The 12,958-nt window shown below is 68.6% G+C and carries 15 protein-coding genes; 7 read left to right on the top strand and 8 right to left on the bottom strand.

Annotation, left to right across the window (positions count from 1 at the left end):
• Positions 1–25: 25 nt before the first annotated feature.
• Entirely contained in the window at positions 26–619 is a 594-nt protein-coding gene (locus IFT63_RS03055) for an HAD family hydrolase (RefSeq protein WP_192083210.1), read from the top strand.
• A 25-nt stretch (positions 620–644) separates the two neighbouring features.
• Entirely contained in the window at positions 645–1,088 is a 444-nt protein-coding gene (rnfB, locus tag IFT63_RS03050; protein WP_192083209.1) for an Rnf electron transport complex subunit RnfB, read from the top strand.
• A 479-nt stretch (positions 1,089–1,567) separates the two neighbouring features.
• Here the strand turns inward: rnfB and IFT63_RS03045 are convergent, their stop codons facing one another.
• On the bottom strand, positions 1,568–1,915 hold the full coding sequence (locus tag IFT63_RS03045; protein ID WP_042615079.1) for a RidA family protein: 348 nt from the start codon (positions 1,913–1,915) through the stop codon (positions 1,568–1,570).
• A 183-nt stretch (positions 1,916–2,098) separates the two neighbouring features.
• On the opposite strand from IFT63_RS03045, the gene mprF reads away from it, so the two are divergent.
• The gene (gene mprF, locus IFT63_RS03040; protein ID WP_192083208.1) at positions 2,099–4,657 is read left to right on the top strand and encodes a bifunctional lysylphosphatidylglycerol flippase/synthetase MprF; all 2,559 of its coding nucleotides are present in this window, start codon (positions 2,099–2,101) and stop codon (positions 4,655–4,657) included.
• On the opposite strand, the gene IFT63_RS03035 is transcribed toward mprF, so the two are convergent.
• From IFT63_RS03035 to IFT63_RS03020, 4 genes are all read right to left on the bottom strand, one after another.
• Entirely contained in the window at positions 4,654–5,979 is a 1,326-nt protein-coding gene (locus tag IFT63_RS03035; RefSeq protein ID WP_192083207.1) for a virulence factor family protein, read from the bottom strand. The two genes, mprF and IFT63_RS03035, sit on opposite strands and share 4 nt — an antisense overlap.
• Before the next feature lie 80 nt (positions 5,980–6,059).
• A complete protein-coding gene (locus IFT63_RS03030; RefSeq protein ID WP_192083206.1) occupies positions 6,060–6,677 on the bottom strand; it encodes a DUF998 domain-containing protein in 618 nt (205 codons plus the stop codon).
• Entirely contained in the window at positions 6,674–6,844 is a 171-nt protein-coding gene (locus tag IFT63_RS03025) for an oxidoreductase-like domain-containing protein (protein ID WP_192083205.1), read from the bottom strand. Before IFT63_RS03025 ends, IFT63_RS03030 begins: the two co-directional genes overlap by 4 nt.
• Before the next feature lie 43 nt (positions 6,845–6,887).
• A complete protein-coding gene (locus IFT63_RS03020) occupies positions 6,888–7,490 on the bottom strand; it encodes a hypothetical protein (RefSeq protein ID WP_042615084.1) in 603 nt (200 codons plus the stop codon).
• A gap of 231 nt (positions 7,491–7,721) precedes the next feature.
• On the opposite strand from IFT63_RS03020, the gene IFT63_RS03015 reads away from it, so the two are divergent.
• Complete coding sequence (locus tag IFT63_RS03015) at positions 7,722–8,879, top strand: tetratricopeptide repeat protein (RefSeq protein ID WP_192083204.1); 1,158 nt, start codon at positions 7,722–7,724, stop codon at positions 8,877–8,879.
• 4 nt (positions 8,880–8,883) lie between these two features.
• On the opposite strand, the gene IFT63_RS03010 is transcribed toward IFT63_RS03015, so the two are convergent.
• On the bottom strand, positions 8,884–9,219 hold the full coding sequence (locus IFT63_RS03010) for a zinc ribbon domain-containing protein YjdM (RefSeq protein ID WP_042615086.1): 336 nt from the start codon (positions 9,217–9,219) through the stop codon (positions 8,884–8,886).
• Between the two features lie 123 nt (positions 9,220–9,342).
• Here IFT63_RS03010 and IFT63_RS03005 point away from each other — a divergent pair, with 123 nt between their 5' ends.
• The 3 genes from IFT63_RS03005 to IFT63_RS02995 all read left to right on the top strand — a co-directional run bounded on the left by IFT63_RS03005 (position 9,343) and on the right by IFT63_RS02995 (position 11,432).
• Positions 9,343–10,704: an Hsp70 family protein gene (locus tag IFT63_RS03005; RefSeq protein WP_192083203.1), complete on the top strand. Its 1,362-nt coding sequence runs from the start codon at positions 9,343–9,345 to the stop codon at positions 10,702–10,704.
• A 243-nt stretch (positions 10,705–10,947) separates the two neighbouring features.
• Complete coding sequence (locus IFT63_RS03000) at positions 10,948–11,241, top strand: YkgJ family cysteine cluster protein (protein WP_192084117.1); 294 nt, start codon at positions 10,948–10,950, stop codon at positions 11,239–11,241.
• 11 nt (positions 11,242–11,252) lie between these two features.
• Complete coding sequence (locus tag IFT63_RS02995; RefSeq protein WP_042615088.1) at positions 11,253–11,432, top strand: hypothetical protein; 180 nt, start codon at positions 11,253–11,255, stop codon at positions 11,430–11,432.
• A gap of 63 nt (positions 11,433–11,495) precedes the next feature.
• Here the strand turns inward: IFT63_RS02995 and IFT63_RS02990 are convergent, their stop codons facing one another.
• The gene (locus IFT63_RS02990) at positions 11,496–12,386 is read right to left on the bottom strand and encodes a DUF4097 family beta strand repeat-containing protein (protein WP_192083202.1); all 891 of its coding nucleotides are present in this window, start codon (positions 12,384–12,386) and stop codon (positions 11,496–11,498) included.
• A gap of 26 nt (positions 12,387–12,412) precedes the next feature.
• Positions 12,413–12,949, bottom strand: coding sequence for a hypothetical protein (locus IFT63_RS02985; protein ID WP_192084116.1), 537 nt, complete (start codon positions 12,947–12,949; stop codon positions 12,413–12,415).
• Between the last annotated feature and the right edge of the window lie 9 nt (positions 12,950–12,958).

Here is a 12,958-nt window from a genome sequence, read left to right as displayed (position 1 = left end):
GCAACTGGCCACGCCGGAGGGTGCGATGGAGCTGGCGCTGTTCGACTTCGACCACACCGTCACCACGGCCGACAGCTACCGCCGCTTCCTGCGGCGGGTGGCTACACCCGAACAACGGGCGCGCGCCTGGTGGTTGGTGGGGCCTTGGCTGGCCGCTTTCCGCCTGCGGCTGATCAGCGCCGAGCGCATCCGCGCCCGCGTCACCGCGCTGGTGTTCAGTGGCCGCCACGCCGATGACATCGCGCTGCTGGCCGCCGGCTACGCACGCGATGCGTTGCCGGAGATGATGCGCCCGGAAATGCTTGAGCAGATCCGCTGGCACCAGGCGCAGGGGCACACCGTAGCCATCGTGTCGGCGTCGCTTGATCTGTACCTGCGGCCCTGGTGCGACCAGTTGGGACTTCAGTTGATCTGCAACCAACTGGAAAACCGCGAGGGCCGTTTGACCGGCCGTTATGCCGGCGGTGACTGCGGCCCCCGCAAGGCCCAGCACATCCGGCAGCGCTTCGATCTATCCCGTTACACGCGCATCCATGCTTACGGTGACAGTTGCGAGGACGCGCCGATGCTCGCCCTCGCCCACGACCGCTGGTATCGCGGAAAACCACTGGAACGATGATTCCCCTGCGCCGCCATCGCCCCGCATGAGCCTGATGCCTCCCCCGCTGGTGGAGCGGCTGGACCGCCTGTTGCCGCAGACCCAATGCGGCCAGTGCGGGTTCGACGGCTGCCGCCCCTACGCCGCGGCGATGGCCCGCCGCGAAGCCGGCGTGGAGCGCTGCCCACCGGGCGGTGATGCTGGTGCGCGCGCATTGGCGCAGGTGCTCGGCGTGCCGGCGCTGCCGTATGACCGCAGCCGCGGCGAGCACAAGCCAGCGCAGGTGGCGGTGATCATCGAAGCCGACTGCATCGGCTGCACCAAGTGCATCCAGGCCTGCCCGGTGGATGCGATCGTCGGCGGGGCCAAGTACATGCACACGGTGATTGCCGATCTATGCACCGGGTGCGAGTTGTGTATCCCGCCGTGTCCGGTGGACTGCATCGATCTGGTCGGTCGAACGGGTGAGACCCCCTCGCGGGTGGCTTGAAAGCTGGAACTGGGGATGGGGGTGGCCCGGGCGGGGAGGCTATGCGGGGCACGCGCAAGTACGTCCATGTAGCTCTTCGCGGCTCCTGCCGCCCAAGGCCCCACATAGCCTCCCCGCCCGGCCCCTGACAGGTTCCGGTGGCCGCCACCCGCGTAAAAAAAGAGAGAAAAGCGGTAGCGCCGACCCATGGTCGGCGTGAACCATCAGACCCCATTCCTCCCACCCTCCGCCGACCATGGGTCGGCGCTACCGAAGGGCCCATGGCCCCCATGGACCTGTCGAAGGTGGGGCGGGGTGGGTTCGTGGGAACGCTCATCCGCATGGATGCGGATGGCGAGCCTACATGGACGTACTTGCGGCGATTCCCACGAACCCACCCCGCCCCGCCAACGCAACAGCCCTGCAGGCTCTTGCCGTTGCCGTTGCCGTTGCTTGAAGAGCAGGTGCCGGGCGCAGCCCGGCAACACATCAACACCCGATCAAGGAACCGCGGCGGTCACCACGATCTCGACTTTCCACTCTGCATGCGCCAGCTTGGCTTCCACCGTCGCACGCGCCGGCGTCATGCCCGCCACCACCCATTCGTCCCACGCGGCATTCATGCCATCGAAGTCGGCCATGTCGGCCAGGAAAATCTCCGCCCGCAGCACGTGCTGCTTGTCACTGGCCGCCAGCACCAGCAGCTTGTCGATCTCTTCCAGCACCTGCCGGGTCTGCCCGGTGATGTCCTGGCTGGTGTCCTCGGGAATCTGCCCCGACAGGTAGGCGACCTTGTTGTGGATGGTCATCTCGGACATGCGCGGACCAACATCGAAACGCTCCAACACGGGCGTGCTCCTCTTTCTGTGGACAAGCCCCATTCTGGCCCACCGCGACCGCCTTGTGGTGATGGCCAACGGCAGTGCAACAGCGCAACCGCCCGCCTCTAGCCAAACCCCCGGCACGGGCGCACGATGCGCAGCTTCGCGCCGTTGACGCGCCCATCGCCCGTGCGGGTCCACTTTCCTTCCATGACTGAATCCGCCCCGCTCGCCTCTCCGGCCCGCCAACGCGTCAAGCGGCTGCTGACCGTGGTGTTTCCGCTGCTGGTGCTGGCAATGGCGCTGCACGGACTGGCCGGCGCCTTCGACGAACATGGCTACCGCGCGGTACGCCAGGCGTTCCGTGATCTCGGCACAGGGCAACTGCTGCTCGCCGTGCTGCTGGGGCTGGCCAGTTACGCGTGCCTGGTCGGCTTCGATGCGATCGGGCTGCGCCGCAGCGGCGTGCACGTGCATCCGGCACGGATCGGCATCACCGCCTTCCTCGCCCATGCGCTGGGGCAGACCGTCGGCTTCGCTGCGCTTACCGGTGGCGCCGTGCGATTGCGCGGTTATCGCAGCGCGGGGCTGGACCTGGCGCAGATCGGCCAGGTGGTGCTGATGAGCACGCTGGGCTTCGTATTTGGCGCCTGGGTACTGCTTGGCGCCGCGTTGTGCCTGGAACCGGCCGCAGCCGCCCTTGCATTGCCGCTGCAGGTCGGTGCCTTGCAGACGGTCGGCGCGGCGCTATGGCTGGGCTATGCCGGGGCCATCCTGGCAGTGGGCCACGAAGGCCGCACGTTCTCCGTGTTCGGCCATGCACTGTGGCTGCCGGATCGTCGCACCATGCTGGCGGTGACCGCGCTCAGTGTGGTCGAACTGGTGCTCGCCGCTGCCGCGCTGTACGTGCTGCTGCCCGATTCCACGCCCACCGGCCTGCCCGGCTTCGTCGGCATGTACCTGGTGGCGGTGCTGGCCGGGCTGGTCTCCAACGTGCCGGCCGGACTGGGCGTGTTCGAATGGAGCCTGCTGAAGCTGCTGCCGCAGGTGGCACCCGGTGCGGTGCTGGCCGCCGCACTGGTCTACCGCGTTACCTACTACGTGCTGCCGCTGCTGCTGGCCACGCTGCTGGCCACCGCGCCGGCGCTGCGCCGCCCGCTGCGTGCCAGCGCCGGTGCCACCCGCGCTGGCTGGAACGCGCTGCGCCCGTGGCTGCCGCACATCGTGGCGCTGGCGGTGTTCAGTGTCGGCGCCGCGCTGATCGTGGACGGCACGCTGCCGGCGCCGCATCGGCACCTGCACACGGCCTCGCTGCCGCTGCTGGAAACCTCGCACCTGCTCGGCAGCCTGGCCGGCGTGGTGCTGCTGCTGATCGGCCAAGGCCTGTCACGCCGCAGCCACGCCGCCTGGGTGCTGGCGCTGGTGATCTGCATCGCCGCGCCGCTGCCGATCTGGCTGCGCGGTGGGCAGGTGCTGATCGCGGTAGCCGCGCTGCTGGTGGCCGTAGCGCTGTGGACCGCGCGCCGCGAGTTCTACCGCGAAGGCGCGCTGCTGGACCAGGCATGGTCGTGGCCGTGGCTGCGCAACCTGGGCCTGGTGCTGGTGGCGGTGGTGTGGCTGTTGTTCTTCGTCTACAGCCATGTGGAATACCAGAACGAACTGTGGTGGCAGTTCGCGCTGTCCGGCAACGCACCACGTGCCTTGCGCGCGCTGCTGGTGGTGGCGATGGCCGTGGCGATCTTCGGCATCGGCCGGTTGCTGCACAGCACCCGCGGCCCGCTGCCGGCGGCCGACGAGGCCACCCTGCAGGCGCTGGCGCCCGTACTGGCGGCCGCACGCGATACCCAGGCCTGCCTGGTGCTCACCGCCGACAAGGCCGTGCTGCGCGACGAGGCTGGGCTGGGCTTTGTGATGATGCAGCGGCATGGCGGCTCGCTGATCGCGATGGGCGACCCGGTGGGGCCACCGGACGTGGCCCGGACGCTGATCTGGCGCTTCCGCGAAGAAGCGGATCGCCTTGGCCTGCGGCCGGTCTTCTACCAGGTCGGCGAAGCCTACTGGCAGACCTATCTCGACCTGGGGCTGGGGTTGGTCAAACTGGGCGAAGAGGCGATGGTGCCGCTGCAGGAGTTCACCCTGGAAGGGCGCGACCGAGCCGACCTGCGGCAAGCCTGGAACCGGGGCAAACGCAGCGGACTGAACTTCCGCGTGGCCGCAGCCGACGAGGTGCCGGCCCTGATGCCCGAACTGTCGGCGGTTTCCAGTGCCTGGCTGGACGACAAGGCCGGCGAAGAAAAAGGCTTTTCGCTGGGCAGCTTCGACCCCGTTTACCTGGCACGTTTCCCGGTGGCGCTGGTGGAAGCGGAGGGCCGCATCGTGGCCTTCGCCAACCTGTGGCACGCACCGGCAGGGCACGAACTGTCGGTCGACCTGATGCGCCACCTGCCCGATGCGCCGAAGGGCACGATGGACTTCCTGTTCATCGAACTGTTCCTGTGGGCACGCGAGCGCGGCGACATCCGATTCTCGCTGGGCATGGCACCGCTGTCCGGGCTGGCCAACCATCGCCTGGCCGGTCGCTGGTCACGCGTGGCAACGCTGGTGGCACGCCACGGCGAGCGCTTCTATGGTTTCAGCGGACTGCGTCGGTTCAAATCCAAGTTCGCCCCGCAGTGGCGGCCGCGCTACCTGGCTGCACCCGGTGGCGTGCACCTGCCGGCGGCGCTGCTCGATGCCACCCGCCTGATCTCACTCGAGCCCCGCCACTAGCGTGCAGCGGCATTGAGGATCTCCCGGGCGAGGCGGTCGTGGTCACCATTGAAATGGTGGTCGCCAGGCAACGGCAGCACGCGCACGCCCGGTGGCAGGTCCGGGCACAGGGCGTCGGCGTCCTTCTGCCCGTAAACACACAGGGTCCTGTCGGCGGGCAGGTGCGCGATCTCCGGTGCGATCGGCAGGCCATCGTCGTTGCTGCCCAACCAGTTGCTGACGTGGAACTCGAAGTCCGCAGTGCGCCCCACCGACAGCAGCGCGATCAGCTCCACCTGCGCGCGCAGCGCCGGCGCCAGCCGGTTGATGCTGGCCGGCAGTACATCGGCGCCTTGGGAAAAGCCGATCAACAGCAGTTTCGGGCGCTGCCAGCGCTGCCGGTAATAGTCGGCGATGCGGGTCAGGTCGGCGGCAAAGCCGGCCGGCGTGCGGGCGCTCCAGAAGTAGCGCAGTGAGTCCACTCCGACCACCGACACGCCCTGCGCGGCCAACGCTGCGGCAACGTCCTTGTCCAGTCCCGCCCAGCCGCCATCGCCTGAGACGAAGATGGCAACGGTATCGCCGGGGACGGTCGACGGAACCTCGACCACGGGCAGGCCATCGAGGTCCTTCGGGGCAGGCGCCACGTTGACGCCGGGTGCTTCCCCCAGCACCCGCGCCGCGGCCAGCAGGCCAGGCAGCGCATCGCCGCCAGCGGTACGGCGAAAGGTACGTGCCGAAGCGATTGTCTGCTGGAAGGCACGCGACTGCGCGCCGGTATCGGCGGCCAGCCAGGGCAGCGCAAGCGGCACGGGCTTGAGGGTTCCATCGACGATACCGGCGCCGCACGCCATCCGCTGCGGTGCCACACCCGGCTGGAAGCCGGTGGTCAGCAGGCCAGCGAATACCCCGTCGCCCGCCTGCGCCGCCAGCACATAGGCGAACCGGGCGCCCTCGCCGTCACCGCCCAGCAGCGGCAGGCGATAACCGGGCAGGTGCAGCCACGCCTGCAGCCAGCGCGAGAAATTCTCCACGTCGCCCGCACCGAACGCGCACGGGCCACTGCCTTCGCGCTGCAGCACTTTATTCAGTTGTCCCAGGTCCACCGCTACCACCAGCGCGCCGGCATCACGCAGCGCATCGCGTTCGCGCTGGGCGGCGTCGGCTTTGCCGGCCGCATGGAACCACAGCACCACGCGCTGCACCGTGCCTTGCGGCTGTGCCAGCGGCACCTGCTGGAACCGTCCATGGCTGGCCTGCTGTACGGGCATTCCAGCCGCTACGCAGGGCACCAGCACGCACCACGCCATCAGCGCGCGCGCGCATCTTCCACTGAACCGCATGCACCACTCCACCGGGACCTGACCTGCGCCCACGATACGCCCGGCAGCTGCCAAGGGGGTGTGCCGGAATGGGCGTCCGCTCAGCGTGGGGGGCGCGCGTGGCGCCAGCTGGACCACGCCAACCACAGCAGCCAGCCGACGATCACCGCGATCACCAGTTTCTGCCCTGCCCCGCGCGGCGGTCCACGCCACAGCACGTGCAGCCACAACAGCACGAAGGCCAGCCACGCCCACCACCACAGCACCGCCGCCGCGCGCCTCCAACCGGGTTCGCGGCGCAGGTACCAGGACTGCAGCAGCATCGCCACGCTGGCGCACAGGAATGCGGTCATCGCCGAAAGGCCGTGCACCAGCGGCCACGCAAGCGGGGCCCGCTCGGGCAGCCAACTGTCCCCCACCGCAACGCCAACCAGGCCCAGCCCGGCACACACGAACAGCAGCGCTGCTGCGCCACTGCGGCGCGGACCGCGCAGGTGCCGGTACATGGAAAGCCCGAGTACCACGATGGCCCCTGCCAGCAGGCAGTACGCCGTGCGCAGCGCAACCCCCCAGGGTCCGTGCAGATACAGGCTCAGGGTAGCGTTGACCCAGTCAAGGTCAGCGCGCGCGAACTGGGTCCACAGGGCGGTCGCCACGAACAGCAGCAACGCCACCATCGCAATGCCACTGGCACAGCGAGGGTCGCGTGCACGGTTCATGGCGCGCCTGCCTCCGGATGCCGCAGCAACCATGCCGCCAGCGCCTGCCGGTAGTTCTGCAGCGCTTCGCTGTACAGGTCGAGCACGCACAACGGGCAGCCACTGCCGCAGCATTCATTCGGACCGGGCGCTTCCGGCGGTATCGGACGGGGATCGGGATCAGTCACGCAATCAGGCCAACAGGACAGGCCGCCAGTGTAGCGGCCGCTGTCAGGGCCCGGCCACCCGCAGCAGGTTGGCCCGTGCCGGTGCGTCGAAATGCTGGTGGAACAGATCGCTGAGGTAGATGCGTGGCTGCCGCGCCAGGTTGCGCAGGAAGCGGCGACGGCCGGCGCGGTACAGGAACGCAGGCACGCTGCCGGCGTACTCTTCGGCCACGCCGCGGTCGTAGGCGTCGAACACCGCTTCGGGCGCGCCGAGGATGGCCATGTCGCAGTCCAGGAACAACGCCGCCTCGTCGTCGACGTCGCCGGGCTGCAGGCTGCCGTGGCGCGCGGTCAGCAGGATCAGTTCGCGCACCCGCGCCACGTCGATGTCCTGTTCGGGCAGCCACTGTGCGATGGCTTCGGCAGCGAGCTCAGCCGAACGCGCCTCGTTGTCCTTGCGCCCGCTTTCATAGATCGCATCGTGGTACAGCACGGCCAGGTAGACCTCGCGCGGTTGTTGCCACGGCGCTTGCGCAGCGACCCACTGCGCGTGCTGAAGCAAGGCGCGCACGTGGCCGAAGTGGTGGTAGGCCCGCGGCGGTGCGGCATAGCTGGCCTGCAGGGCGTCCCACTGCCCGGCGGGCAGGATGATCGGCTGGAATTCCATCGGCTCAGGATGTGCCAGCGGGCCGCCGCGACGCAAGCACTGGACAATCTTTCACCACCCATTCACGCGCCCTGCAACGACAGCGTCATCGCCACTTATGCACAGCTTTCTCCGCGCATGGTCCACACCCGCTGTGGATGACCGGCATGTGTCCGACCAGCGGTGCGGCGGCGGGCATGGGCCGGTCTATGCTCGGCCCAATGGCGCGTGCCGCGCCTGCGGAGAATGGCGATGAGCCGCCTGTCCTTGCACGCCGTGGTGATGCTTGCCCTGGTCGCGCTGGCCGCCGCTCCGGCGATGGCCCAGCCAACGGTGGATATCCCTTCCGCCCAGTTGCAGACCGTGCCACCGACGGTACCGGCCCCCTCCCCGGCTGAAGTGACGGCCATCCCGCCGGCACTGTCCGCGCTGCTGCAGGCCCGCGTCATCGATCCCGGCGGCGGCCGCGGACCACAGTTGCTTCGACTGGCGGAAATGATCTTCGACCGCGATGGCATGGACCTGCAGTACGACGCCGGGGCGACCTACACCATCGAAGAGACATGGCAGCATCGTCGCGCCAACTGCCTGTCCTTCACCCTGCTGTTCGTCACCCTGGCGCGCCATATCGGCATCCAGGCGCAGGTGCAGGAAGTGGCGCAGGTGGTGTCGTGGTACCAGGACGCCGGCGTGCTCTACAACGTCGGCCACGTCAACGCGGGCATCGAATTCAACGGCCGCCGCGGCACCGTCGACCTGGACCGCAACGTGCTGTACGACCGCGACGGCCCACGGCCGATCAGTGATGCGCGGGCGCTTGCCCACTTCTACAACAACCGCGGTGCCGAACGGATGGAGGCCGGTGACGTGGCAGGCGCGCGTGCGTGGTACGGCGCCGCGTTGGGCCAGGCAAGCGACTTCCCTTCGGCGCTGAACAACCTTGGCGTCCTGGAAACCCGCCAGGGCAACCTGGCACTTGCGCGGCAGCATTACGCCGATGCGCTGCGCATCGCACCGCGCAACCCCGCCAGCCTGGCCAATGCGAGCAACCTCTTGTTGCGGCTGGGCGAAACCAGCGAAGCGGCACGCCTGCAGGCCCGCCTGCGCAGCGTGCGGCAGAGTGATCCGTTCTTCCAGTATGTGCTGGGCACCCAGGCCGAACGCGCCGGTGATGCCAATGCGGCCATCACCTATTACCGGCGTGCGCTGCGTCTGTACGACAGCGCACACCAGTTCCATTTCGCGCTCGCCCGTGCCTACCTGATGGCCGGCCAGCTGGAGCGTGCCAATGACGAACTGGCGCGCGCACAGGCGTTGGGCGGTGCAGCCCTGCAGTCACGTTACCAGGACAAGCTGGACAGCCTGCAGCGCTGGCGGCGGCAGCAGGCCAGCGCCCGGCTGGGCCGCTGAGGCATCAGGCCTTCTTGAGGAAGCAGGTCTTCAGCACCAGGCCCTTGATCTTGTCCGAGTTGCCTTCGATATGCTCGGCATCATCTTCCACCAGGCGGATGTTGCGGATCACCGTGCCCTGCTTGAGCGGGATCGACGAGCCCTTGACCTTCAGGTCCTTGATCACCGTGACCGTGTCACCGGCAGCCAGCACGTTGCCGTTGCTGTCCCGTACCACCACGCCGGAACCGACACCTTCCTCGGCGGTCCACTCGAAGCCGCAGTCGGCGCAGATCATCAGGGCGCCATCGGCATAGGTGTTTTCAAGCGTGCATTGCGGGCAGGCGGGGGTGGCGGACATCGGGCGAAACCTGGCTGTAGTTCAACAGCGGCCATTGTAACCGCCCGCCCTGGCGGACCGGCCCTACCGCTGGGCCGGCCAGCGCGCTACAGTGCGCGGCCCTCGAAACAGCGGAACCCCACCATGCGCCTGGGCATCGACTTCGGCACCAGCAACTCCGCCGCAGCCATCGTCCGCGATGGCCAGGTACAGCCGATCCGTTTCGGCGACGCCGACCAGTTCCGCACCTCGGTGTACTTCCCGGGCATCATGCAGGACCCCGGTGAGTTCAAGCTGGAACCCGGCCAGGAACATGAGCTGCAGGCGCTCATCGAAGCGGCCGCCGCCCAGGCACGTGCCAACGGTCAAGCCCGCCCGCTGGAAGCCCTGCGCCGCGAAGCACTGCTGTCGCTGCGCCGCCAGTGGATGGAAAAGCGCATGGCCGAGCCGCGCAGTTCCAGCCAGCTGCTGCAGAACGCGGTGTATGGCGATGACGCGCTGGAAGCCTACTTCGAGGAGAACGAAGGCAACCTGGTGCAGAGCCCGAAATCGATGCTCGGCTACAACCTGCATCCGCGCGCTCGCCAGACCATCACCGGGATCGCCACCCACATCCTGGAACACATCCGGCTCACCGCCAGCGCGCAGCTGGGCGCACCGGTGCGCGAAGCCCTGTTGGGCAGGCCGGTGCAGTTCCGCAGTTCCATCGGCGATGCCGGCAACGACCAGGCGCTGGCGATCCTGCGCGAAGCCGCGCTGGGCGCCGGTTTCGACGAAGTGGCCTTCATGGAAGAGCCCGCCGCTGCCGCCATGCACTACCACGCCACCAGTGGGCAGCCGCACGAGGCGATCATCGTGGACATCGGCGGCGGCACCACCGACATCGCCCATGCCCGCGTGGGCGGGGGCGAGCCGCCGCGCATCCACCGCGCCTGGGGCATCGCCCGCGGCGGTACCGATATCGATCTGGCGCTCAGCCTGGCCGCCTACATGCCGCTGTTCGGCCGTGGCATCACCCGGGTGCCGACCCACCACTACGTGGAAGCGGCGATGGTGCAGGACATGACCCGCCAACGCGACTTCCGCCAGCACAGCTACGACCACGTCGAAGACCCCTATGGCAGCCGGCTGCAGGCGCTGCAGGACACCGGCAACACCGCACGCCTGTACCGTGAGGTGGAACGCGCCAAGATCAGCCTGAGTGGCGTTGCCGCGCATGCCAGTCCGCTGCCGTTCATCGAAAAGGACCTGCAGGCGGAAACCTCCGCCGAGGGCCTGAGGCACGCCGCGCACGGCTACCTTGGCCAGCTGCGCGAGCTGCTCGACCAGGTCCGCCAGGACATCGACCAGGCACCGGATGCGGTGTTCATGACCGGCGGCATGTCCCGCGCCGGCTACCTGCGGCAGGCCGCCGCAGACGCCTTCCCGGAGGCGCGGCAGGTGCATGGCGACGCCTCCTTCGGCGTCGTGCAGGGCCTCGCGCTGGCCGCAGCGGGTTCGCATTAACATATCTCCGCACTATCCGCGTTAAACTCGACCGGCTTGACATTCACCTGCGCTTACCGCTGACGTGCCGCCCTTGTGGCGCACGCCGCGCTCTCCAGTGCGCAGCCGCCCCCTGCGGGCCCTGTGGCCATGCTTTCCTTGGCGCTGCCATGACCACGCACCCGCTCCGAGCCGCGATCGAGACCATCCTTGGGCATTACGAAGGCCCACGAGGCCTTACAACCTGAGCAGACCCCCTCCTCCATCGACTGTCGTCGCTGTGACGCGGTGTGCTGCCGTATGCCGGTGTGGTTGATGCCGGGCGATGACGTCCCCATCTGGTTCGTTGAAAGCGACGGCCACGGCGGTCGCCGCATGGCGCAGAACGAAGAAGGCTGGTGCGCAGCCATCGACCCGTATCACCTGCGTTGTTCCATCTATACGCAGCGCCCCGCCATCTGTCGCCAGTTCGAGATGGGCGGCGATGACTGCCAGCGTGAACGGCAGGATTACCAGAACCAGGCACTTGCCTGGACCCCTCCCCACCCTTCCACCTGACAGGAGCACCCATGCCCCGCAAGGCAAAGACCCCCGCGAAGGCCAGCAACACCATCCGCAACGAGCGCAAGGGCGGTTCATCCTCCACGCCCAGCAGCAACAGCATCGCCGCCGACCTGGCCGCGTTCCGCAAGGCTGGCGGCAAGATCGAAGTCCTCGGCAACACCTGGTCGCTGAAGAAAGCCAGCTGACCGCGTCGGCGACCGCGGCGGCATCACCGCCGCGGCCGGCCAAGGCTGGCCCCTGCCAACGGGTCAGCGATCCAGCCGCACCCGCACGCCACCGGAATGCGATTCCAGGCTGATGTCCCCATCGCCATTGCCCAACCGGGTATCCAGCGAGCTGCCTGGCCCGTAACGCGGCCGTTCCACCTTGCCGGCGTCGCTCTGGATGGAGCCACTGAAACTGTTCACCGACAGCTGCGCGGACACGTTGCGCGGCAGGTGCAGGGAGATCGGCGCGCTGACCGATTCCACGCTGATCCGCCCGCCCGGTGCCAAGGCCGCCGCGGACAGCTCGACCGTGCCCGATACGGTTTCCACCACCATGCGCTGGGTGCGCCCGGCCTCCACGCCAACCCGGCCCGACACCGAGGTGGCGCCGATTTCGCCGGACAACCCACCACCGGCCCGGATGCTGCCACTCACCGTCCGCGCGTCCATGCGGGGGGTCTGCACCTGCGCGTCAATATCACCGCTGACGGTGTTGAGTGTGCTCTCGCCGCTGCGACCGGCAGCGCGCAGGTCACCGCTGACCGTGTTTGCCTGCAGGCGCTTGACGTCGATCGCACTGATGTCCAGGCCGGCGCTCACCGTACCCAGCTGCAGCTCCACCGCACGCGGCACGCGCAGTTCCAGCGTGGCGCCGCCACTGTTGCTGCGCCGCGGGTACTGCACTTCCCAGCGCACCCGGTTGGCGCTTTTTTCCTGCTTCAAGGTCAATCCCTCGGCCAGCGTGCCGGTGAGCTGCACATCACTGCGGTCCCAGCCGCGTACCACCACTTTGCCGGCGATGTTGCTCAATTCGACCCGCCCGCCACTGGCGATGGCGTGGCGCTCATCGACGCGGGTGTCCGCCCACGCCGGCAGGGACAGCAGCGCCAACGCGGCGAAAAGCAGCGGGCGGCGTAGGAAACAAGCGTTCATGGTCATGATTCTCCTGTTGGATCGGATCAGCTGGGCAGGCCGGTAGCGGACGTTGCCGCCTGCCGGGTCAGTTCAAGCCGCAGCGCATAGGTGCGCTGAAGCTGTTCAAGCAGGTGGCGCGAACGCGGGCTCTGCGCCAGCGCGGCATGGATCTGGTGGGCACTGTCGTCCAGCTCGCGCAGCGCCGGGCGCCACTCAGGCGCATCGACCCGTGGCAGCGCTGCGATGGCCTGCTGGTAATCGGCGCTCATCGCGCTGGCCTGCTGCTGCAGCACGCTGGGCGCAGCCGGCGTCTGCGATGGCAGCTGCATCGTCATCGGCGCCACCCAGTACAAGGCAACGCTGGCGGCCAATGCCGCGCCGGCTGGCAATGCCCAGCGCAGGCGGCGCCGTGCGGAGCGGCCGTGGCCCAGCGTGCGCAGCGGGGCGGCGACGATCGCCGGCCGCGGCGGCAGCGCAGCCTGCAACCGTGCCCAACCGTCACCTGGCGGCGCCAGCTCCCTTGGCAGCGCGCGCAGGCGCTGCTGCAGCGCATCGTCGGTGTGGTCGGTGTCGTCGGTCATACGGGGGTC

This window comes from Stenotrophomonas sp. CFBP 13724 (assembly GCF_014841975.1).
GTDB lineage: Bacteria > Pseudomonadota > Gammaproteobacteria > Xanthomonadales > Xanthomonadaceae > Stenotrophomonas > Stenotrophomonas lacuserhaii.
The sequence above is the reverse complement of the archived record's forward strand: the minus strand, read 5'-3'. Positions and strand labels throughout refer to the sequence as shown.